16 protein-coding genes and 1 pseudogene are annotated in these 22,101 nt (G+C 72.8%); 5 read left to right on the top strand and 12 right to left on the bottom strand.

Translation table 11 applies throughout. The features are described from left to right. Positions 1-27 precede the first annotated feature (27 nt). The 3 genes from ACH4EB_RS33165 to ACH4EB_RS33155 are packed head-to-tail and all read right to left on the bottom strand — an operon-like array spanning position 28 to position 5,235. Positions 28-1,371, bottom strand: coding sequence for a cytochrome P450 (locus ACH4EB_RS33165; protein WP_398351936.1), 1,344 nt, complete (start codon positions 1,369-1,371; stop codon positions 28-30). Further along, entirely contained in the window at positions 1,368-4,688 is a 3,321-nt protein-coding gene (locus ACH4EB_RS33160) for an amino acid adenylation domain-containing protein (RefSeq protein ID WP_398351935.1), read from the bottom strand. Before ACH4EB_RS33160 ends, ACH4EB_RS33165 begins: the two co-directional genes overlap by 4 nt. A gap of 58 nt (positions 4,689-4,746) precedes the next feature. Continuing rightward, positions 4,747-5,235, bottom strand: coding sequence for a pyridoxamine 5'-phosphate oxidase family protein (locus ACH4EB_RS33155; RefSeq protein ID WP_398351934.1), 489 nt, complete (start codon positions 5,233-5,235; stop codon positions 4,747-4,749). Positions 5,236-5,731: 496 nt separating this feature from the next. On the opposite strand from ACH4EB_RS33155, the gene ACH4EB_RS33150 reads away from it, so the two are divergent. After that, on the top strand, positions 5,732-6,364 hold the full coding sequence (locus tag ACH4EB_RS33150) for an SRPBCC family protein (RefSeq protein ID WP_398351933.1): 633 nt from the start codon (positions 5,732-5,734) through the stop codon (positions 6,362-6,364). A gap of 80 nt (positions 6,365-6,444) precedes the next feature. Here the strand turns inward: ACH4EB_RS33150 and ACH4EB_RS33145 are convergent, their stop codons facing one another. Together ACH4EB_RS33145 and ACH4EB_RS33140 are read right to left on the bottom strand one after the other, a co-directional pair. Beyond that, positions 6,445-7,566 (bottom strand): amidinotransferase, encoded by a 1,122-nt coding sequence (locus ACH4EB_RS33145; protein ID WP_398351932.1) that lies wholly within the window; start codon positions 7,564-7,566, stop codon positions 6,445-6,447. Positions 7,567-7,863: 297 nt separating this feature from the next. Then, entirely contained in the window at positions 7,864-8,373 is a 510-nt protein-coding gene (locus ACH4EB_RS33140) for an ATP-binding protein (protein WP_398351930.1), read from the bottom strand. A gap of 195 nt (positions 8,374-8,568) precedes the next feature. Between ACH4EB_RS33140 and ACH4EB_RS33135 the strand changes: the two genes are divergently transcribed. Both ACH4EB_RS33135 and ACH4EB_RS33130 read left to right on the top strand, forming a co-directional pair. Continuing rightward, a complete protein-coding gene (locus ACH4EB_RS33135) occupies positions 8,569-8,811 on the top strand; it encodes a DUF397 domain-containing protein (RefSeq protein WP_398351928.1) in 243 nt (80 codons plus the stop codon). 90 nt (positions 8,812-8,901) lie between these two features. Further along, the gene (locus tag ACH4EB_RS33130; RefSeq protein ID WP_398351927.1) at positions 8,902-9,816 is read left to right on the top strand and encodes a helix-turn-helix domain-containing protein; all 915 of its coding nucleotides are present in this window, start codon (positions 8,902-8,904) and stop codon (positions 9,814-9,816) included. Between the two features lie 82 nt (positions 9,817-9,898). Here ACH4EB_RS33130 and ACH4EB_RS33125 read toward each other — a convergent pair whose 3' ends face one another. Both ACH4EB_RS33125 and ACH4EB_RS33120 read right to left on the bottom strand, forming a co-directional pair. Continuing rightward, positions 9,899-10,714, bottom strand: a complete 816-nt coding sequence (locus ACH4EB_RS33125) for an SAM-dependent methyltransferase (protein WP_398351925.1) — start codon at positions 10,712-10,714, stop codon at positions 9,899-9,901. A 371-nt stretch (positions 10,715-11,085) separates the two neighbouring features. After that, positions 11,086-12,618, bottom strand: coding sequence for a class I adenylate-forming enzyme family protein (locus ACH4EB_RS33120; RefSeq protein ID WP_398351923.1), 1,533 nt, complete (start codon positions 12,616-12,618; stop codon positions 11,086-11,088). Positions 12,619-13,068: 450 nt separating this feature from the next. On the opposite strand from ACH4EB_RS33120, the gene ACH4EB_RS33115 reads away from it, so the two are divergent. Next, positions 13,069-13,464, top strand: coding sequence for an STAS domain-containing protein (locus ACH4EB_RS33115; RefSeq protein WP_398351922.1), 396 nt, complete (start codon positions 13,069-13,071; stop codon positions 13,462-13,464). 203 nt (positions 13,465-13,667) lie between these two features. On the opposite strand, the gene ACH4EB_RS33110 is transcribed toward ACH4EB_RS33115, so the two are convergent. Both ACH4EB_RS33110 and ACH4EB_RS33105 read right to left on the bottom strand, forming a co-directional pair. Then, positions 13,668-13,883, bottom strand: coding sequence for an LPXTG cell wall anchor domain-containing protein (locus ACH4EB_RS33110; protein ID WP_398351990.1), 216 nt, complete (start codon positions 13,881-13,883; stop codon positions 13,668-13,670). Positions 13,884-14,498: 615 nt separating this feature from the next. Then, positions 14,499-14,663, bottom strand: a pseudogene (locus ACH4EB_RS33105) (chaplin); the annotation flags it as partial. Positions 14,664-15,341: 678 nt separating this feature from the next. Here ACH4EB_RS33105 and ACH4EB_RS33100 point away from each other — a divergent pair. Beyond that, positions 15,342-15,803: a lamin tail domain-containing protein gene (locus ACH4EB_RS33100; protein ID WP_398351921.1), complete on the top strand. Its 462-nt coding sequence runs from the start codon at positions 15,342-15,344 to the stop codon at positions 15,801-15,803. Between the two features lie 129 nt (positions 15,804-15,932). Here the strand turns inward: ACH4EB_RS33100 and ACH4EB_RS33095 are convergent, their stop codons facing one another. From ACH4EB_RS33095 to fabD, 3 genes are all read right to left on the bottom strand, one after another. Continuing rightward, positions 15,933-17,129, bottom strand: a complete 1,197-nt coding sequence (locus tag ACH4EB_RS33095; protein ID WP_398351920.1) for a cytochrome P450 — start codon at positions 17,127-17,129, stop codon at positions 15,933-15,935. A 161-nt stretch (positions 17,130-17,290) separates the two neighbouring features. Then, a complete protein-coding gene (locus tag ACH4EB_RS33090) occupies positions 17,291-18,505 on the bottom strand; it encodes a cytochrome P450 (protein WP_398351987.1) in 1,215 nt (404 codons plus the stop codon). A 268-nt stretch (positions 18,506-18,773) separates the two neighbouring features. After that, entirely contained in the window at positions 18,774-22,088 is a 3,315-nt protein-coding gene (fabD, locus tag ACH4EB_RS33085; protein WP_398351985.1) for an ACP S-malonyltransferase, read from the bottom strand. Positions 22,089-22,101 lie beyond the last annotated feature (13 nt).

Genomic DNA, 22,101 nt, shown 5'->3' with positions numbered 1-22,101 from the left:
GTCAGTGGGGGTCGGCGCCGCGAGGCCTCACCAGCGCACGGGAAGCCGGGCCGGAGCGCGCAGCGGGGTGGACTCGTCCCAGTCGATGCTCTCGGCCGGAACGGCCAGTTCGATGCCGGGCAGCCGTTCCAGCAGCACCTGGATGGCGATGGTGAGCTGCATACGGGTCAGGTGCCCGCCGGTGCACGCGTGCGGGCCGTGTCCGAAGGCGACGTGCGCGTTGGGCGTGCGGGTCAGGTCCAGGCGGTCGGGCTCGGCGAACGCCGCCGGGTCGCGGTTGGCGGACGCCGGTACGGGGACGACCGCGTCACCGGCGCGGATGTGCTGTCCGTGCAGGGTGAGGTCCTCGGTCGCCACGAGAATGTTGATGGCGTTCATCAGCGGGACGTAGCGCAGCAGTTCCTCCACCGCGGTGCCCGTCCGCTCGGGCGCCTCGCGCAGCGTCCGCAGTTGCTCGGGGTGGTTGAGCAGCGTGAGCAGGGCGTTGCCCGTGTGCTGGATGTTGGTCTTGTAGCCGGCCATGAGCATGGTGACGACGAAGCTGACCACGTCGTCCCGGGTGATCTCGCTGTCCGGCCGCCGGGCCCGGGCCAGCAGCAGCCCGATGTAGTCCGCGCCGTCGCCGTCCCGTTCCTTACGGCTGATCAGCTCGCCGGCGTAGTCCTGAAGGGCGTACAGGGCCGCAAGCACCTCCTGCATCGACAGCCCGGAGGCACCCAGGAGCGCGAGTGTGTGCGGCAGGTAGCTCTCACGGTCCTCGTACGGCAGGCCCACGGTCTCGCACAGCACCCGTAGGGGCAGCGGCTCGGCGTAGGAGGCGACGAGGTCCGCGGTGCCGCCGTCCGCCCCGGCCACCATCGCGTCGACGAGTTCCCCGGCCGTCGCGCGGATCCGGGGCTCCATGAACGCCAACTGCCGTCGGCCGAACATCGGCAGGACGGTACGCCGTACGCGTTCGTGGTGCGCGCCCGTCATCTCCAGGAAGGTCGGCAGGCACGGCGGCGGGGCCTCCTCCCCCTCGCGGGGCGGCCAGGCCGACAGCAGCGGCCGGACGAGCCGGGGATCGGCGAACGCGGCACGCACGTCCTCGTAACGGCTGAGGAGCCAGCCTGCCTCCCCGTTGGGAAGCTGGGCCTTGACGACGGGCGCTTCGGCCCGCAGACGGGCATAGGCGCACGGCGGCCCGGCGGTACCGGGTGCGACCTCCGGGACCGGGATGAGGGCTTCGGGGCCGAGGTCGCCGGGGACGGAGGCCGCCGGGACAAAGGCCTCGAAGACAGGCGCTTCGGAAGCTGGGGCTTCCGGAGCCGGAACCTTGGGGTCTGGGGCTTCGGGGACTGGGGCTTCGGGTTGGCTCGTGGGATGACTCATCGGCGGTGCTCCGATCCCGTCGTGGCGGTGCGCGATATGTCGGGGCCCGGGCCGTTGCGCGTCGCGGGCACGGATTCAGTCACGGGCTCGGACGCGGCTTCCGTCACGGGCTCGGACGCGGGCGCGGATCCCGGCGCCGGGCGCGTGAGGTAGCCGGAGACGAAGAAGTACTCCAGGTAGCGGTCCAGCAGAGCGGCGTCGACCGGTGGGCAGTGCAGTCCGCTGCCGGCCAGCGCCTCCTCCGCGTTGCGCCGCCCCAGTACGGGGAAGGTGCCCTTGAGGTACATCTCCTTGACGGACATGTCGGCGGTGCGGCTGCGGTCCACGCACAGGGACACGAACGGCGCCGTGGCGCTCGTCGGGTTCTCGGCGACGTGCCGGACCAGCTCGCCGACCCACGCGTCGTACGGCAGGATGCGCAGGTCGAAGCCCGCGGCACGCATCCGGTCCAGGACGTCGGACAGCATCGCCGGGCGCGGGTTGGTCAGGTGGTAGACCCGGCCGTCGGCCGGGCGGTGGGTGGCGATGTGGACCAAGGACTCGGCGAGGTGGTCGACGGGGACGAAGTCCATCGGCAGCTCGATGTCGGGGGCCAGTCCCGTGTCGGCGATCATCTTGAACAGCGAGCAGATGGCCGTCTCGGTGTTGCACGCGCCGTGCGTCCGGTCGCCCGTGACCTCGTACGGCCGGTACACGGCCACCGGCAGGCCCTGCTCGGCCGCCTGCCGCAGCACGCCTTCGGCGACCCACTTGCTCTCCGCGTACCCCATGGTCAGCCCGTCGGCGTGGTCCGGCGGCAGGTCCTCGTCCACCTCGCGTACCCCGGCGGTGCCGAAGCCGGCGACGACGGCGACGGTGGACACGAAGTGCACCGGCACCCGGCGGGGCGCGGCGATCCGGACGACCTCACGGGTTCCGCCGACGTTCGCCGGGCGCAACTGCTGGTAGGGGTAGAGGAAGTTGACCCGGGCGCCGTTGTGCACGACCAGGTCCAGGCAGCGGGCCAGGGCGTCGGCGTGGTCGGCGTCGAGCCCCAGCCGCGGCTGGGTCAGATCCCCGGGGAAGCACTCCACGCGCCGCCAGTCGGCCTCGTCGAGGTGCAGCCCGTAGCGGGTGAGCGCGGTACGGACCCGCTGCCGGGCGTGGGCGGGGCCGGTCGCCCGTACGGGGCAGTGGATCCGGGCGGCCGTCGTGTGCAGCAGACGGTGCAGCAGGAACGCGCCGACGAACCCGGAAGCACCCGTGAGCAGGATGTCCTGCGCGTCGTGCGGGCGCGGTGCCGGGCCTTCCGCGGGCGGGAGGGTGAAGCCGAGTTCCGTCTCCTCGGCGAAGTCGACGACGGGTTCGTTTCCGCCCGCCGGGCCGCCGGCACCGCGGGCTTCGCGTACGGCGGCGGTGAAGCTTTCGAGGGTGGGCGCGCCCAGCAGGGCCCTGATGAGGGCGGAGCCATGGGCGGCGTCGAGGCCGAGCGCGGCGAGGGTGCGGGTGACGGCCTCCGAGGCGAGCAGGGAGTCTCCGCCGAGGAGGAAGAAGTCGTCCTGGGGCGTGGGCCGGACGCGCAGGACTCGCTGCCACACCTCCGTGAGGAGACTGAGCAGGCCGTCGGAGACCTCGGGGCCGTACGGGTCCCGCGCGGGCGCGGTGGCATGTCCGGGGGTGGGCGATGGTACGGCCGGCTCCCCCGTGGCGGGCAGCGGGGCGGCGGACTTCAGCCGCGTACGGTCGATCTTGCCGCCGCTGGTCACCGGGAAGCGGTCCAGCGGCACCAGCGTGGGGACGGCCTGCGGAGGCAGCCACGTGGCGCAGTACGCGCGCAGGTCGGGCAGCGGCAGCGGACGGCCGGGGACGGTGGCCGTGACATAGGCGGTCAGGGAGTGCGCGTCGACTTCGACGGCCGCTTCGCCGACCTCGGGGTGGGCTCGTAATCGGGTCTCCACCTCGTCCAGCTCGACGCGGGCGCCGCGCAGCTTGACCTGGCGGTCGAGTCGCCCGCGGTATTCCAGCAGGCCGTCGGCGTGCCGTACGGCCCGGTCACCGGTCCGGTACAGCAGCCCGTGCGGCTCCACCGCGGGCAGCGCCACGAACCGTTCGGCGGTCAGCTCGGGGTCGCCGAGGTAGCCCAGCGCCAGCCCGTCCCCGCCGACGTACAGCTCCCCTTCCTCGCCGGGCCGTGCGCGCGAGCCGTCGGCCCGCAGCACGTGGCAGGTGGAAGCGCCGAAGGGGCGGCCCAGGGGGACGTGCGCGGCGTTGTCGGGGAGGGGGCTGAGCACGTGGGCGGCGGAGACGACGCCGTTCTCGGTCGGCCCGTAGAAGTTGACCACCGTGGTGCCGGGGCAGGCCGCGAGGACGGCGTTCGCGAGGTGCGGGTCCATCGCCTCCCCGCCGGCGGAGACGAAGCGCAGGGGAGCCAGTGCCTCGGGGCGCGTCCGGGCGACGAGGTGGAAGACGCTCGTCGTCAGGTACGCCACGGTGACGCCGCTCTCCTGGAACAGCCGCTCCAGGGCGGTGGGCGAGAGCAGTTCCTCCCGGTCGGCGATGACCAGGCAGGCGCCGGTCAGCAGCGCGCCCCAGATCTCGATCGTCGAGGCGTCGGAGGACAGGCCGTAGGCGTGCAGCACTCCGTCACCCGGCGCGGGCGGGGCCAGGCCGGGGTCGGACAGGACGAGGCGGACCACCCCGCGGTGGGACAGCGCGACCGGCTTGGGGCGGCCTGTCGTACCCGAGGTGAAGGCGACGTAGGCACAGTCGGTGGCGGAGCCGGTGGGGGCGGCTGCGGTGCGGGGAGAACCCGAACGGGTGGGGCTCGTACGGGCGGTGGCCGTGCGGTGGGCATCGGTGCCGGTAGCGGCGGGCTCGTCGAGGGAACCGACCTCGACCGACACGCGTAGACCGCGCACCCGGCGCGTGCTGCCCGGCAAGGTGACCGCGGCGCCGAGCCCCGCGTCCTCGGCCATGGCCCGCAGCCGGGCCGGCGGCAGGTCCTCGTCGAGCGGTACGTACGCGCAGCCGGCCTTGAGGATGCCCACCAGGGCCACCAGCGCCTCCAGCGAACGGCCGCCGCACACGCCGACCAGGTCACCGGGACGGACCCCATGGGCGGCCAGCCGTGCCGCCAACGCGTCGGCGTGGGCGTCGAGTTGCCCGTACGTCAGGACGCGCTCCCCGTGCCGGGCCGCCAAGGCGTGCGGCAGCTCCGCGGCCTGCGCCTCGAACAGCTCCGGGATGCGGCTGTCCCGGGGGTAGCCGGGCGCGGGCGCGCCGACGGCCTGGCCCCGCTCCTGGGACAACGGGCGTGCGGAAACGAACGTGTGGGTCATCAAGTCTCTCTCGCTCCAACGGCTTTCGTGTGGTACTGCGGTGCGCGGGCGGGCGCGCTCAGTTCGCACCGGCGCCCTCGCCGGCGCCCCCTTCGGCGAAGTCGGCCGCGAAGGCGGCGAAGTCGGCGCAGCGCCAGTGCTGTGGGCGCATCCGGAAGACGATGTCGTCATCGAGCTGATGGGAGGTCGCCGCCAGGTATCCGCGGGCCTCCTCGGCGTCGAGGTACCGATGGGCGAGGGCCTCACGCACAGCAGGGTCCAACGGGTCGTCGATCGCCGTGACGGGCCCCTCGACGCTGACGTACCGATAGGGCCGTCCCTCGTCCTGCACGCAGAGGCTGAACCGCCCGGCGGCGCGCAGGAGTCGGCCCTTGATGGACTCGCGCCCCGTCTCGACGACGACCTCGCCCCCGGGCTCGTAGCCGTACCAGACGGGCACGATCAGCGGGGCCCGGTCACCGTCTCTGGAGTCCGTCACGCCCAGGACCCCCACCCGCGGTTCGGCGAGGAAACGTTCACGGTCGGGACGCGACATGGTGGGCAGCATGGGCGGGCTCCTGTCTCGGAACTGTGGCTGAAGTGGTGGTGTTGCGGTGCGGTCACCGCGAGAACAATCTTGAGAGCGAGGAGATCACTCCCCTGCCGGATGACCGCCAAACACACCCTTTAGGCGGTTTTAAGCCCCTTCTGTAGGGCATGGCGGAAGCGCCCCGAAGCAGCACCTGCCCGGCGACGGGCCCGGTCGCGGCGCCGGCCCGGCACCCGGCCGCCACGGAGCGAGCGGCGGGAATTCGTCGCCCGTACGTACAGGGGGCCGCCCTGGCGGAGGAAGCCGAGGGCCGTCCACCGACCCGTTGACCCCTCACCTCGTGCAGTTATAGCCTATAACTACAGCACGAGCCTCTAACCACACTTCTCGTCACTCTCCAGCGCCCCCCGCCCGCCGCCTCTCCCCGTGGTGACGCCCACCCCCGACCGCGCCCCCCCACCCACCACGGCGCCGCCCCACTTCCGCTCGCCCGCCAACCGACCGAAGGAACACCATGTCCGGCATCCGCAGCACCGGCGTTCGCGCCGCCCTGTTCACCGTCCCGCTAGCCCTCGGCCTCCTCGGAACCGCTGTCGTACCGGCCGGGGCCACCTCGCACCCCGACAAGCCCCTCACCTGCCGTGGGAAGGGCGTCGCCCCCGACGCGCGCGTGCGCCACAGGACCGAGACCGTGATCAACGCACCCTTGCACACCATCTGGAAGCTGCAGACCGACGTGGAGCGCTGGCCCTCCTGGCAGACGCCCGTGAAGAGCGCCCATCGCCTCGACCACGGCCCGCTGCTCAAGGGGTCGGCCTTCCGGTGGACGACCCCGATACCCCCCAATCCCGCGACTCCCGCCACCAGCCTGGAGATCACCTCGACCGTCGAGCAACTCCGGCGCGACTCCTGCGTCCGCTGGACCGGTCCGGCGATCGCCGAAGGACTGCACATCGATGGTGTCCACGTCTGGAACTTCACCAAGGTGCGCGGCGGCGTCCGGGTGAGCACCGAGGAAACGCACACCGGCGCCCAGGTCGAGGCGGACGCCCCCACCGCGACCAGGATTCTCCGCGACGGCCTCGAAGGATGGCTGCGCGACCTGAAGACCGCCGCCGAAGCCCGCGCCCGCCACCGGGCTCACTGAACCACGTCATACGCCGGCGGGCCTCTCCCACGAGAGGCCCGCCCAGGTGCGGTGGCCGCCCGCCGGCGCCGGTCCGCCGGTCAGTCGACGTACGATTCGAGGGTGCCACGGCGTCGGATGTCGAGGGTCGCGCAGTGGAACGAGCCGCCGAACGGCGCGTAGTGCAGCAGGTCGCACGGGATGGGTTCGAAGCCCCACTTCTCGAGTGCGCGCAGCATGTCGGTGTGGTGCCGCTCCGCGATCACCCGCTTTTCGTCGATCATGAGGACGTTCATGCTGAGCCATTTGCCGCACAGCGAGGTGAGCTTGAGCAGGCGCCCGTCGACCGGGGTGGGCTCCGGGGCGACCAGGACGTCCCACGAGGACAGGACGTCGGGCAGGCGGTCGACGTCGATGTACTCGGGGTTGACCAGGACCTTGCCGGGCGCGAGCGGGACGAGCGTGGTGTCGATGTGCATCGGGGTGGGGCAGCGGCTCTCGATCTCGTGGATGCGGTAGCCGGGTCCCAGGTGGCGGCGCAGCCAGTCGATGCCCATCCGGTTGGTGACGTTGCTGCGCGTCACGAACAGGTCGCGTCCGGCGCGCACGAAATCCGCCGCGTCGAACACCGGCTCGAACTCGGTGAGGATGTAGCGCATGGGCTCGCCCGGTTCGGGGACCCGGAATTCCGCCTCGAACAGTTCGTCGGTGAGCTGCGGTTTCGGTGCCGCCGTCCAGCGTGCGCCACGCCGGAAGTAGTCCTTGAGGACCGTGCGGTAGGAGTGGGTCTCGAAGTACCGGCACGGCCAGGCCATCGGGGTCTCGATGATCTCGTCACCGATCACGAGCAGGCTGTCGCGCGGGCAGGTGTTGCAGAAGCCGCGTGACGACCAGTCGGGGGTGCCGAAGCGCTGCCTGTGGTCGGCCGTGTCCGGGCGTCTGACGGTGACGTCGAGGGACTCCAGGAGGGCGATGAACCCGTCGAGTTCCCGCTGGGCCCGTTCGACCAGAACCCGCGGGTACTTGAAGCCGGCCGCCAGCCCCTGCAGTCGCGCCGCCCACGGCGGAATGTTGCAGGTCACGACCGGGTGGTGGGAGGGGATCGTCGCGCCGTCGAGGCGTCCTACGATGATCTCTTCCAGCGGGTCCCACTCGTTGTGGGAATGGACCGGCGAAGCGGGAGTGTCCTCGGCGCCGGCCGGCGTGGCCGCTGGGGCCGTCATCTCGTGTGGTCCCCGGTCCGTGCGCGGGCGTCGGTGTCCGCCGTCGTCAGGATGCCGGGCCTGCGCACTGCCGCCATGCTCAACCGCCTTCGCTCGTGGACGTCAGGTACTCCTCAAGTGAACGTGTGGGACAGGTTCGCGTCAACGAGCGGGGCCGCCTGCCCGGCTCCCGGTACGACGCATGCGTCAGGCCGAGTGGCGGCCGTACACCTGCCACCCCGGCCGGCGAGGCGCCTGCGGGTGAGAGCCCGGGCGGGCTGGTACGAGCCGCCGGGGAGCGACGAGCCAGGCCGTCGCTCATCCGTTGGGCTTCGGGGCCGGAAGCTGGGCCCAGACCGTCTTGCCCGAGTGGTCCGGGTGGGTCCAGCCCCAGGACTCGCTGAGCCGGTCGATGATCCACAGGCCCCGTCCCCCCTCCGCGAGCGGGTCCTGGGCCGCGAGCGCGGGCACGGCACGGCTGGAGTCGGACACCGCGCACAGGACACCGGAATCCTGGTGTGCCAGGGCCAGCCAGGCCGCGCACACCACGTCCGGCCGCGGCTGCGCGCCGCCCGCGTCCCTCGGGGTGGCATGGCGCAGGGCGTTGCCGGCGAGTTCCGAGACCACCAGGACCGCGTCCGAGACGACCGACGCGTGGACACCCCACCCTTCGAGGGTGGCGGCGGTGAAGCGGCGGGCTTCCGCCACGGCGCTGTAGGCGCCGCTGAGCGCACACACGGCGAAGGCGTTGAGGCCGCCCGTCGGCCGGTCCTCACCCGCCTCCTCCTGGAGGACGTCGTGCACGGTCGGTGCCGGATGTGTAGTCATCACGATCTCCGCCATCGGGCATTTCGGGGGCTGGGCCGCGCAGTTCGAGAGGGCTAATATCCTCGTCGGGCGCCATCCGCTGCAAGTACATCTGCAATTGCATCGGCAAGAACAGCCGCGTAGGGCCCGTTTCACGCCACCGCGCGTACGGGCCCGTAACGGGCGGAGACAGTTCCTCCAGTAAGGAGAAAGTTGATGGAGTCATGGCCCAACGGCGTATGCGCCGACGCTGTCGAAGGTGCGGTGTGGCGCAAGAGCTCTCGCAGCAACCCGAATGGGAACTGCGTCGAACTGGCCGTTCTCGCCGACGGCGGGGTGGCGGTACGCAACTCCCGGCACCCGGGTGGACCCGCACTGGTCTACACCCGCGACGAGATCGCGGCCTTCGTCCAAGGAGCCAAGGACGGGGACTTCGACGACCTGGCCGGGCTCGGCTGACGCATATGTCGGCCGGATAATCACCGCCGCTGTACGAACAGTTGAGGCGGTGGGACACTGAGCTTTCATCCGACCGACAGGGGAGTCAGCATGGTCGCCGCGCAGCCGGGGCGCGTCCCGCCCCCGCGCCGTCACATCGAACACCCCAGAGGCGGCCCCACGGTCCTGCGGATCATCCTGGGCACGCAGTTGCGCCGGCTGCGGGAGGCGGCAGGCGTCACGCGCGAGGCGGCCGGGGACGCCATCCGGGGCTCGCACGCCAAGATCAGCCGTCTGGAACTGGGCCGCGTCGGCTGCAAGGAACGCGACGTGGCCGATCTGCTGACGCTCTACCGGGTCACGGACGAGCAGGAGCGCGCCGAGTTCCTGTCACTGGCCCGCGGGACCAGCACACCCGGATGGTGGCACCGGTACAACGACGTACTGCCCGGCTGGTTCGAGACCCTCATCGGTCTGGAGGAAGCCGCCTCCGTCATCCGTACCTACGAAGTGCAGTTCGTGCCCGGGCTGTTGCAGACGCCGGAGTACGCCCAGGCGGTGTGCCGGCTCGGCAACCCGCAGGCGTCCAGGAAGGAGATCGACCGCCGGGTGGAACTGCGTCTGCAACGGCAGGCGCTGCTCACCGCGCACGGCGCGCCCCGGCTGTGGGCGGTGCTCGACGAGGCGTCTCTGCGGCGGCCGATCGGCGGCCCCGGCATCATGGCGGGCCAGTTGCGGCACCTTCTGGACATGGCGCAACTGCCCAACGTCACCGTCCAGGCCGCCCCGTTCCACCTGGGCGGGCACGCGGCCGCGGGCGGGCCGATCACGATCCTGCGCTTCCTGGAGCCGGACCTGCCCGACATCGTCTATCTGGAGCAACTGACCAGCGCGCTCTACCTGGACAAGCGCGACGACGTCGACCACTACCTCGCCGTGATGGACCGGCTCAGCGCCCAGGCCGAGTCGCCTCGCGGGACCATGGCCATCCTGGAGGAGCTGATCAGGAGTACGGAGCAGGGCTGATCGTCGGGGCGTTCCGCAGCACGGCGCGCCGTACCACAGCCGGCCGCCCGGGACGCCCGGCCCGGGCGCCGGCACGCCATCGCTACCGCTTGCGGGCGACCCCGCCGTACTCGATCCACTCCAGGGTGAGCTGCCTGGGGCCGATGTCGGCGTCCGGCTTCCAGGTCGACACCTCCACCAGGCCCGGTTCGAGGATCTCCAGGCCGTCCAGGAACGCGGCGAGTTCGGCGGCCGTGCGGACCCGGCCCCACTGGCCCTGGGTGCTGACCCGCATGAACTCGGTGACGAAGTCGCGGGTGTCCTGGTCCTCGCTGACGAGCTGGCACACGACCAGGAAGCTGCCCGGGACCAGGCGTTCCGCGACCCGCCTGATCAGGCCGGCGGGGTCGTCGGCGTCCGGGATGCAGTGCAGGACGGACACGAACAGCGCGGCCACCGGCTGATCGAAGTCGATCAGCCGCTCGACCTCGGGATGGCTCATGATGCCCTCGGTGTCGCGCATGTCGGCCTGGATGACCGCGGTGTTCTCGTTCTCCTCCAGCAGCGCGCGGCCGTGGGCCAGCACGATGGGGTCGTTGTCGACGTAGACGACCCGTGATTCCGGGGCGACCCGCTGGGCGACCTGGTGGACGTTGTCCTGGGTGGGCAGGCCCGATCCGTGGTCGATGAACTGCCGTACGCCCTGCTCCTGGGCCAGCCAGTGGACCACCCGCCGCAGGAAGCGGCGGTTGTTGACGGCCAGGACCCGGGTGCTCGGCACGACCTTGTTCAGTTCCTCGCACGCCGCACGGTCCACGGCGTAGTTGTCCTTGCCGCCGAGGTAGTAGTCGTACATCCGCGCCACGCTCGGGACACTGACGTCGACGGTGCTGGACTGTGGTCGCGCGTCCTGGCTCATTCCCTGCTCTCCCGTCGCTCGGGCACCCCGGCGAGGGGCGCCACGACCGGCCGCCCCACGAGATGTGACCGCGCCGGTACGGCGACCAACATACCCAGCCAGGGGCGGGTGTTGCAGGTCTCCGTCCGGACTCCGTCACGTCCGGGGCGGGCCCGTCAGGGAAACGGCCGGGCCGGTGGCCAGGGCCGAACGGTCCCGACTTTTGCTTTTGGAGGAGGCGCGGGGCGTACGGATCCGGCCTGCCGGGCCCGGTCATGCTTCGGCCTGCCGGAACATGATCTCAGCCGGCGTTGCCGCCTGAGGTGCCCGACCGGTGGTGTGGCGTGACCGCCTGAGGCACCAACCTCCTGACCGATGGGCCCGGCACGGTGTCAGTTGCCGTCCGAGGCGCGCAGGTCCTTGAGTGCCGTCCTGTCGACCTTGCCGGTACGGGTCATGGGCAGCCGCGCGACGGTGGCCACGGACTCCGGGACCATGGAGTCCTGGCCCAGCTCGGCCCGTACATGGGCACGCAGGGCGGCGGGGTCGAGGGCGCGGCCCGGGTGCGGGACGACGGTCGCGTGCACCCGTTCGCCGTCGGCCCCGTCCGGGACGCCGATGACGGCGGCCGCGCGCACGGCCGGGTGGCTCAGCAGCGCCTCCTCCACCACCCGGGGATAGACGCGCGCTCCGGACGCGAGCATGATCACTTCGTTCTTCCTGGCCCGCAGGAAGAGAGCGCCGGACGCGTCCACGCTGCCGATGTCCCCGGTACGCAGCCAGCCGTCCCGGATCGCCTCCTCCGTGGCCGCCGGGTGGCCGAGGTAGCCGGCCATCACGCTCGGGCCCCGGACCCACACCTCCCCCGCCCGGCCCGCCGGAAGCCGCCGGCCTGCGTCGTCGCGTACCTCGACCCTCATGCCGGGCACCGGGCGGCCGGCACCGGCCAGGCTCTCCGGGCGGTCGGCGTGGTGGTCGCCGGGCTGGAGCAAGGTGACCACTCCGGCTTCCGTCAGGCCGTAGATGTGCTGCAACACCGGGCCGAGACGGTCGAGGGCCTGCCGCTGCCGCCGCAGTGGGGTGAGCGCGGCGCCGTAACCGAGGCAGCGCAGGGTGGAGTGGTCGGTCACGGACAGGGCGGGGTGGTCCAGCACCTGGTACATCAGGGGCGAGGTCAGCACCAGTGCGTTGATGCGCTCCGAGGCGATGGTCTCCAGGACCGCGCCGGGGTCGCATCCGTCATGGAGGACCAGGGTGCCTCCCGACAGGAGGGTGGGCAGCGCGAAGTGCCCGCTGACGTGGCTCAGGGGCGTGCACACCAGCCGCCGTTCGCCCGGAAGGGCCAGACCGTGGGCGCCCACGAGCGCGGCCAGCGCGTCGTACAGGCCATGCGTGTGCACGACACCTTTGGGCAGGCCCGTCGTGCCGCCCGTGCACAGCAAGGTCCGTACCCGCTCGGCGGGCGCCGCGGGCAGCGCCGGCTCCGCGGGCCGCGCGGCCGCCTCCGCCACCAGGTCGCGACAGGACGGCGCCGGGCCCAGGGACAGCAGTTCCCCGATGCCGGTCGTGGCGGCCAGCGCCCGGGCGGAGGCGGCGTGGGCGGGGGCGGAGACCAGCGCTCCCGTCCCACTGTGGCGCAGTAGTTCCTCCCGCTCGGCGTACGTCGAGCCCGGGGCCAGCAGGGCCACCTGATACCCGAGCAGGTGCGCGGCGAACTGTACGGCGATGACCTCCGGCCGGTTGTCCGCCAGTACGGCGACACCGTCCCGCGCGCCGGGCGAGGAGCGCAGCACGGCCGCGATGCCACGGACGGTCCGTGCCAACTGCCCGTACGTCCACCGCCGTGCGCCGTGGACCAGCGCCTCACGGCGCTCCCACGGGCCGTCGGCAGCACGCATCAGCTCCACGGCGTAGTGCGAGCCCATGCCACCCTCCTCATTGTCACCCGGGCCTGCCCGGCCTTCACTGTCCAGGGTGCAGGATGCCGGGAGGGGGTGCAGCGGCGTTCCTGGACGGCGAGCATCGGAAGCGGCGGCACCTGCCAGTCGACAGCGCGGGCGCGGAGATCCACCACAGGACGAGCCCGGCGGTCGTCGGCGCCTGACTGCCGATCGTCGCGGCGGTGGCCGGCGGGAGCGAGCGGGGGCGGCGCCGGCCAGCGCGTTTCCCGCACGGTGAGCCACATGGTCAGGTGTTCCGGTCCGACCCGGTCCGTTCCGGTCCGGTCCGTGCGTAGGAAATCTCGTCCCGACGGGGCGGGGTGGTGTCGGCGCGCGGGGGTATGCCAACGGCACGGTAAGCGCGTTGTGCCGTTGGGGCCGCGCGCTCCTGGGGTTCGAGGCGTACGGCTCCGCCCACGGAAGGTCTCCGTTCTGTTGACCCGACCTGCCCAGTACCACCTGCTCCTCCTGCCCGACGGTTCCTGGGACGCCGTGGAGTGCCTGGCCGCCATGATCCGCCGCCGCGCCACGGTGCCCACGGTGATCGTGGATGTGTCGGCGGTCCACCGGCTGACCATCGACGCCCTGGCCATCCTGGTCCGCAAGGCCATGCGGCTGCATTCGGTCGGTGGAGCACTGCTCCTGGCCGGCCCGCATCCCGCCGTGCGCAAGCTCATCCAGCGCACCGCGACCGGCTCCCTCCTGCCCGTCTTCGCGGGCAGTGCCGCCGCGATCCGTGCGCTGGCCCAGGACGGCCGTACCTGGCGCCGGACGGAGCTGGCTTCCGGACGGGGCACGCTCTTCCCCGAGCCGCCGGTCGGGCAGAGCTGAGGACACCCGGTGCCGGTCGTGTGAAGGGTGCGGTGATGCACGTTGCCCGGCGCTGCACACATTCGTTGATCCGGCGTGCAGATCTTCGTTACGGGCGGGGAAGCGGAGACGTCGCCGGGCCGGGATGCGGCGTTCTCGCCCGGCGGTTCCCGGCCGGGGCCGGGAACCGCCGTAGCGGCTGGTGGAGGAGGTGAGCTAGGACGTCAGGGGCGCGAGGTGCGGCTGCGTCGGATGAGCACCGCCCCGCCGAGCAGGAGCGCGGCGCTCGTGGCGGCCGCGGCACCGACGTGACCGCTTCCCGTCTGCGCGAGTGCCGACTGCTCGGTGCGCTGCGCGACCTGCCGCCCCTTGCCGCCGGCCGGTGTCACCGCGGACGACGACGGGCGGTGGTGCGCCGCGGACACGGTCCGGGAGTCCACCGCGCCGGCGACCTCGGCCGGAGGCCGCTGACCGGACGACCGGGGGTCGCTGGGCGACCGGTGACCGCCCGGCCCCGGAGCACCCGGAGTTTGGTGCGCGGGAGGCTGGTGCCCGGGGGGCTGGTGGTTGCCGGGCGGCTGGTGGCCGGGCGGCTTGTGCCCCGGGGGCTGGTGGCCGGGAGGCTGGTTGCTCGGGGGCTGGTGCCCAGGCGGCTGGTGGTTACCGGGAGGCTGGTGGCCCGGAGGCTTGTGGCCCGGAGGCTTGTGCCCAGGCGGCTGGTGATTGCCGGGCGGCTGGTGGCCCGGAGGCTTGTGGCCCGGAGGCTGGTGGCCCGGAGGCTGGTGGCCCGGAGGCTTGTGGCCCGGAGGCTTGTGCCCAGGCGGCTGGTGATTGCCGGGCGGCTGGTGGCCCGGAGGCTTGTGGCCGGGCGGGTGGTGGCCCGGAGGCTTGTGCCCTGGGGGCTTGTGCCCAGGCGGCTGATGGTTGCCGGGCGGCTTGTGCCCCGGCGGCTTGTGCCCCGGCGGCTTGTGCCCTGGGGGCTTGTGACCGGGTGGTTTGTGACCCGGCGGCTTGTGGCCGGTCGGGGGGCGGTGTCCGCCGGGGTTGGCGCAGTGGTTGCCGAAGACCGGGTTGAGCAGGCCGATGACGTTGACGGTGTTGCCGCAGACGTTGACCGGCAGGTGCACGGGGACCTGGAGCAGGTTGCCCGCGATCACGCCCGGCGACCCGACGGCGGCCCCTTGCGCACCGGCGTCGGCGTGGGCGGCAGTCGCCCCCATGCCGGCCAGCATCCCGGTCGCCGTAGCGGCGACCAGCACGCTTTGTTTCACGATGTGTTGCACGTGTGGTCCTTCATCTTTCCGAAGGTGACGAACCGGGAGCCCGGCGTTGACCGGACGCCCGCATCCCGAAAGGGATACCGCCCAGCCCCCGAGACCGGGTGGCGCCGCCGGAGCGGCGAACGCCCGGTCAGACCGGTCCCGTTGGTCAGTCGTGACGGAGACAGGCAGAGGTGCTGAGCGCGTCGTAACGGACCAAACGAGTGATCCGCCCGAAGGAAACGCACGCTTTTCCCCCGCGGCCTGGCCTGAACGGTTCTTCGGCCGGCCGCGGCCACCGTGCGAACCCCTTCACGCATGGACACGCGTTCGCAGTGGTCGGCAGCGCCCCGGCACGCCCGTACGGAACACCACACCCAGGACGATCGGGGCCAGCGACGCCGCAGGTCAGCGGCGCATTCGGGGTGGCGTGCCGGGGGCGCGCGAGGTCCGGGCGCACGCGGAGGCGTGCACCACGGGCATGACACGGGTGTGCAAATGTCCGTGTTCTGTAATGGACGGTCATCTCTTCAACCACTGTCTGCCGAGCGGGCGCACAGTGATGTCCGCCCGGCGCCAGTCCGGGCATCGAGGCACACCGGCCCCGCTGTCTGCGGGGCTGCCCGCAGGAGGTTCGTCATGTTCCGTTCCACTCGTACGGCCGCCGTCGCTCTCGGCTCGGCCGTCCTGGTCGCCACCGCGGCCCTGCCCGCCGGCGCCACCGCCGCGCACACGCTGCCGGCCAAGCACCGCTCCCCCGTCGTGATCGGCGCCGTGCAGGCCGACAGCCCCGGCCACGACGACGGCTCCAACCGGTCCCTGAACGCCGAGTGGGTCGCCGTCAAGAACACCGGACGCCACGCGGTCAACCTCGCCGGCTGGACCCTGACCAGCGAGCGCACCCACACGACCTACCGCTTCCGCCATCTGCGCCTCAACGGCCACCAGGAGGTGCGCGTGCGCACCGGCAAGGGCCGCGACACCTGGCGCGACGTCCACCAGGGCCGCCACCACTACGCCTGGGACAACCGCCGCGACACCGCCACCCTGCGCAACGACCGCCGGCACGAGATCGACATCAAGCGCTGGGGCCGCCGCTGACCCTCGTTCCGGGACCGCGGCGTGCGGCCCCGGACGCCCCAGGTGCGCCGCGGTCGGGGGGCCGCGGCGCACCGCCCGGTCCGCCCCGCCGCGCCCACGGGGCGTCGGCCGACGCCCCGTCCTCGCTCGTCAGGCGCCGCCGAGCGTCAGCCGGAGCGACTCCATGCCGATGTTCGCGCGTATCAGCCGCGCCCGGTGGGGGGTCCCCTCGGTGATGGTGTACTCGGGGATCCGGCGGTGCCACTCCTCAAGGAGGAGCTGCATTTCCAGGCGTGCGAGGTGGGCGCCGAGGCAGCGGTGGGCGCCGAGGCCGAAGCTGGTGTGCGCGTTGTCCGGGCGATGGAAGTCGATGGTCTCGGCGTGCGGGCAGCCGGCCTCGTCCCGGTTGGCCGTGGACAGATGGACGTTGACCCAGGTGCCGGCGGGCACGGGGCAGCCGGCGATCTCGACGTCCTCGGTGGTGACCCGCGGCAGGAACGGTGCCGGCGGGTCCAGCCGCAGCAGTTCCTCGACCGCCGCCGGTACGAGGGAGAGGTCGTCCGCGAGTTCCCGGCGCCGCTCGGGGTGGGTGGCCAGGCGCTCCATGCCGAGACTCAGCGCGTCGGTGACGGTCTCCAGGCCGGCCATGACGAACATCAGGCACAGCCCCAGGGCTTCGTCGTCGCTCAGGCGGTCCGCGCCGTCGATGGCGAGCAGTTCGCTCAGGATGTCGTCGCCGGGGTGGGCGCGACGGGTGTGGATCAGTTCGGCCAGGTAGCCGCCCATGGCCATGGTCCGTCCGATCCGGGCGGTCCGTTCCTCGTCGGTCAGGGGCAGTTCGCCGGAGGCGTCGGCGGTGAGTTCGATGGCGGCGTTCTTCCACTCCGTGAACCGGACGTGGTCCTCCAGGGGCAGCCCCAGCAGGGTCAGCAGTGCCTGGGCCGGGAAGGGCACGGCGACATCCGCCACGAAGTCGCAGGCGCCCCGGGCCTTGACGGCCTCCACGAGGGCGACGGCCCGGGCCCGCAGGGTCTCTTCCAGCGGCCGGATCCGGCGCGGGCTGAAGAAGGGCTGGAGGATGCGGCGGTAGCGGGTCTGCTCGGGCGGGTCGAAGGCCAGGGGGATGAGGGGGTAGCCGGTCTCCACGGTGTCGAAGGCCTTCTTGGCGGAGAACCGGTTGGGTTCCCTGAGCACCGCCTTGACGGCTGCGAGGCCGGTCACCGCGAGGCCGTCCGCCATGCGGACCGGCTCCTCCTGGGCGAGCAGGGTCCGCCAGGCGTCGTCGCGGCGTTCGGCCACGGGGAGGTCGCCGACCGTGCGTACGGTGTCGTGGTCAAGCCTGGTCATGGGTGCCGTTCCGTTCTGCGTCAGGGCTTTCGTCGTCCGTGGCGGCCGGGCCGGTGTCCGGCCGGGCCGGCGGTTTCTGTCGGGTGGGGACGGACGGGGGCCGCCGGCCGTGGCCCGCCCGCTCCCGTCCGTACCCGCGTCACGACCCGCGTCGCGGGGCGTCAGACCCGTATCGGCAGCCGTGCCGCTCCGCGCAGGCTGAGCAGGCCGTTCCACTCGACGTCGCCGTCCATGCTCAGCGCGGGGAAGCGCCGCACCAGTTCGCCGATGGCCACCCGGGCCTCGATGCGGGCCAGTGCCGCGCCGAGGCAGTGGTGGAGGCCGCCGCCGAAGGACAGGTGGCGGCGTGCGTTCTCGCGGTCGAGCCGCAGTTCCTCGGCGTCGGGGCCCCAGAACGTCTCGTCCCGATTGGCTCCGGCCAGGTTGGCGAGAATGAACGATCCTGCGGGGATCTCGTACCCGTCGACCCGGTACGGCTCCAGCGTCACGCGCCTGCTGTTGTGGACCGGGGCGTCGTAGCGCAGCAGTTCCTCGACCGCGTTGCCGATCAGCTCCGGTGTGGCGCGCAGCGCGTCGAGCTGGTCCGGGTTGCGCAGCAGGGCGAGCGTCCCGCCGGAGAGCAGGTTGACGGTCGTCTCGTGGCCCGCGACGTAGAGCATGGTCACCTGGGCGACCAGTTCGTCGTGGCTGAGCGCGTCCCCCTCGTCCTCCGCGGCGATCAGCGCGGTGAGCAGGTCGTCGGCCGGGCGGTCGCGCTTCCAGGCGACGGCGTCGCCGACCAGGTCGAACAGCTCCGCGTCGGCGGCCTCGACGGCCCGCATGACGTCGGGGTCGGTGGTGGGCTCGACCGAGCGCATCAGCATACCGGTGAGGTAGCGCATCCGCTGGTGGTCGGTCGGCGGCATCCCGAGCATCCGGGCGATCACGGTGAACGGCAGCGGGAAGGCGAGGGCTTCGACCAGGTCGGCGCCTCCGGCGTCGGCGATGCCGTCGAGCGCCTCGTCGACCAGGGCGCGGATCTGCGGCTCCATGGCGTCGATCGCGCGCGGGGTGAAGGCCATGGAGACCAGCTTGCGCAGCCGGGTGTGGTCCGGCGGGTCCCGGTCGAGCAGGGCCAGGCCTTTCAGGCGCGGTTCGTCGGTGACGCCGGCCTTCTCGTACGCCTCACGGAACGGGCCGGGGGCGACGTGGCGTTGCTCGACGGAGAGGCCGGAGCGCATCAGCGCGTGCACGTCCTCGTAGCGGGAGAGCATCCAGAAGCCGCCGGGGTGTTCGTGGACCGGCACCTGGGCGCGCAACCGCGCGTAGTGCGGGTACGGGTCGGCCATGAAGTCCGGGGTGAACGGGTTGAAGATCAACGGCTCGCTCTGCGGCACCGTGCTCAAGGTTTCTCCTGTTCCGAGCCGGGGCGTGCGGGCGCCGGCAGTCGCGGATGGGTGGTGCGGTGTGGTCCCCGGGCGGACCGCGCCGGGGACGCGGGGTGCGCCGGTCCGTGGCGGACGAGCGCACCGTCCGGGGCGGGGCGGCGATGGGGGTGTGTCCTCGGGCGTGGTGCCGGGTCCGTGTCCGACGCCGGGCGGCCGGGTCTCGGTGGAGAGGTTCCGGTCCCGGTGGCGATGCCGGTGAATGCGTCCTGAGAACGTTTCATACCGTACCCGCCGAAAGCCGTATATTCCAGGCCGATTGCAGACTGTGCAGCCGGGCCGCGAGGTGCTCCGCCGCACCCTCCATGAGGGTGTCGGCGATGGCTTCGACCGTACGGGCCCGCCACTGCCGCAGGGCGGTCCCGGCGACCGCCTGGTTGAACGCGCCCATCGACGGCCCGCAGTGCACCAGGTAGTCGACCCGGGAACGCTGCCCGCCGGTCGCCGCGAGACGGCGGCCGCGGGCGAAGTACTGCCGGAGCAGGGCGGCGGACTCCGCTTCCGGAGCACGGCCCGGCTGGGCCTCCGGCAGCGGCTCGCCGCCCAGGTAGCGGTCGCGCAGCCGCGCCCGGGCCCCGTCGTCGAGTTCGGTGAGCGAGGGGTGCCGGCGCGCCAGGTCGTGGAGCCGGGACGCCCGGGCGGGGAAGAAGAGTCCGCGCCGCAAGTAGCGTGCCCGCACGCCGGGTTCGGCCGGTTCGTCCCAGGGCGCGGTGGTCACGTCGTACTCGCGTGCCTCCTGGAGGAGGTCCTTCACCTCGTCGCTGGTGGCCGCCTCCACCGAGCACTGGTTGACCGAACCCGTCAGCACGAAGTCGGCCCCCATGAGGAACGCCGTCGCGGCCGCTTCCGGGGTGCCGATGCCGCCGGCGCAGCCGACGTGCACCCGGTGGCCGGGCCGGGCCGCCTCGTCCCGCAGTCGGAGCACGGCCGGGAGCAGGGTCAGCAGATCGGGCGCGCCGGTGAGCCAGCCGCCGTCCGCCTCGGCGCACACGTCGTCCGCCATGGGGCGGCCCGCCGCGGCACCGGCCTCCTCTTCGGTCACCGCGCCGGCCGCGAGCAGCCGGGCGACCAGCGGCGCGGGCGGCGGCGCGAGGAACGCGGCGGCGATGTCGGTACGGGACACCTTCGCCAGGATCCGCCCGCCCTTGAGCCGGTAGCGGACCAGCGACTCGGTGATCAGGGGGAAGCCCGACGCCTCGACCAGGCCGACGCCGTGCCGCAGCAGGGAGTCGACCAGCGCGGCCTCCTGTTCCGGCGCGCCGTGCCGGTAGAGGTAGTTGACGCCGAAGCTGCCGCCGGGGCCCAGTTCGCCGACGGTGTCCCGCAGGTGCCGGTCCGTCTCCTCGGCGCTGAGGCCGCCGATGCCGAGGAAGCCGAGCAGGCCCGCCTTGGCCGAGGCGCGAACCAGCTCCGGGCCGGAAACTCCGCCGTACATCGAGCCGACCACGTAGGCCCGTCGCAGCCCGTACCGTTCGCGGAACGTGCGGGCGCCGAGGGCGTCGGCGTCGAGCGGGGGACGGCCGGGGCGCGGCGCCGCGCCGTCCGCGAGCAGACCGGTGGGGGGCGTGGCCCCCGGCACGGCCGCTTGAGGTGGCCCCGGTACGGCCGCGGGGCGCGGGGCCGGTACGGGAGCGGCAGGCCCCGGCGGCGGGAGCGGTCCGGCAGCCGCCCTGATGCGGGTGACCAGCTTGGTGAGCACCTGGCCCGGGCCGAGTTCGACGAACGTGAAGTCACCGTGGCCCATCAGTCGGCGCACGGTCTCCGTCCAGCGGACCGGCGAGGCGATCTGCGCCGCGAGGCGTTCCTTGAGGTCGTCGGGCGTGTACGGCAGGGCGTCGACGTTCGCCAGGACCGGTATCGCCGGCGGGCGCAGGGTGAAGCCGTCGAGGAAGCGGGCGAACCGCCCGGCCGCGCCGCGCATGTAGCGGGAGTGCAGCGGCGCGCTGACATACAGCCGGACGGCCCGGGCGCCTGCGGCCCCGAAGGCGGCGCAGGCCGCGTCGATGCGGTCGCTCGGCCCGGAGATGACGAACTGGTCGGGGGCGTTGTGATTGGCCAGATCCAGGCCACCCAGGGCGGGTTCCGCGAGCATCCGGGTGACGGTCTCCTCGTCGGTGCCGATCACGGCGGCCATCGCGCCGTCGTCGGCCGCGGCCATCAGGGCGCCGCGCTCACGCACCAGCCGCAGTCCGGTCCCGAAGTCGAAGACGCCGGCCGCGAAGAGCGCCGCGTACTCGCCGAGGCTGTGCCCGACCAGGTAGTCCGGTGGTATCGGGTCCCGGTCCGCGCGTTCGAGGTAGGACAGGGCGCCGACCACGTACAGCGCGGGCTGGGTGAACTCCGTACGGCCGAGGCGGCGCTCCGGGTCGGCCAGGCACAGTTCCGCGACGGAGTAACCGAGCACCCGGTCCGCGAGCGCCGTCTCCTCGGGGAACCGTTCGAACAGTCCGGCCCCCATCCCCCGCCGCTGCGCCCCCTGGCCGGGGAAGCCGTAGACCTTCATGCCGTGTGCCTTCCTCGATGTCCGCGCTTCTGTGGGAACGTTCGGGTCCGGTGGAGTCCTCGGGGGTGCCGGGAGCCGTGGGGTCTCCGCCGTCCTTCGTGCCGTCGGGGCGGCGCGGACCCGTACCGCTTCGAACAGGGCGATGTCGTCGGAGAACGGGCTGAGCAGCGGCAGCGACCGCGCACGCGATCCCTCCGGGAGGCCGGCGCGCACGAAGTTGTGCAGCGTGCCCGAGGGGCCGAGGTCGAGGAAGAGGAAGTCGCCGCGCTTCCGCAGCGCCGTCAGGGTTCCCTCGAAATCGATCGGCCGGCGTGCGACGGCACGGAAGTGGTCCGCGGTAGGCCGCTCCACGGGGCGGCCGTCCACGCAGGACAGCCAGGGGATGCGCGGCGGGGTGAGCGCCACGTCCGCGAAGTCCGCCCGGCAGGCGTCGAGCACCTCGTCCATCAGGTGGGAGTGGTAGCCGTACTCGACCGGTACCCGCAGGTGCAGGATGCCGGCGGCGCGCAGCCCCGCCTCGGCCCGGGTCAGTGCCGCCTCCGCACCGGCGACGACGAAACTGCCCGGGTAGTTGCGGGCCGCGATCTCGCACCCGCGCAGCGCGGGCACCGTCTCCAGCACCTCCGGGCCCGCGAAGACGGCGAGCATCCCGCCGCGCGGCGTGGCCCGCAGCGCGTCCGCCTGCCGGACCAGCAGTCGCAGGCAGTCGTACGCGTCCAGACTGCCCGCGACGACGGCCGCCGCGTACTCGCCGAGGCTGGCGCCCAGCAGGTGGACGGGCTCGATCCCGGCCGACCGCAGCGTCTCCGCCAGGGCCAGTTCGATCATGACGATGCCCGGGTGGGTGATCCGGGTGTCGAGGAACGGATGGTTCTTCCGCTTGCCCGGGTCGAAGATCCGCCCCAGCACCGACTCGCCCAGCTCCTCGGCGACCACGGTGTCGTAGCGGCGCAGCGCCGCGCGGAACACCTCGTTGCCGTCGTACAGCTCCCGGCCCATCTGGTGGTACTGCGAGCCCTGCCCGGAGAACATGAACACCACGGGC

The organism is Streptomyces sp. NPDC018045, from assembly GCF_044327445.1.
GTDB lineage: Bacteria > Actinomycetota > Actinomycetes > Streptomycetales > Streptomycetaceae > Streptomyces.
Note: the sequence above shows the minus strand (reverse complement) of the source record. Positions and strands in the feature narration are given on the sequence as shown.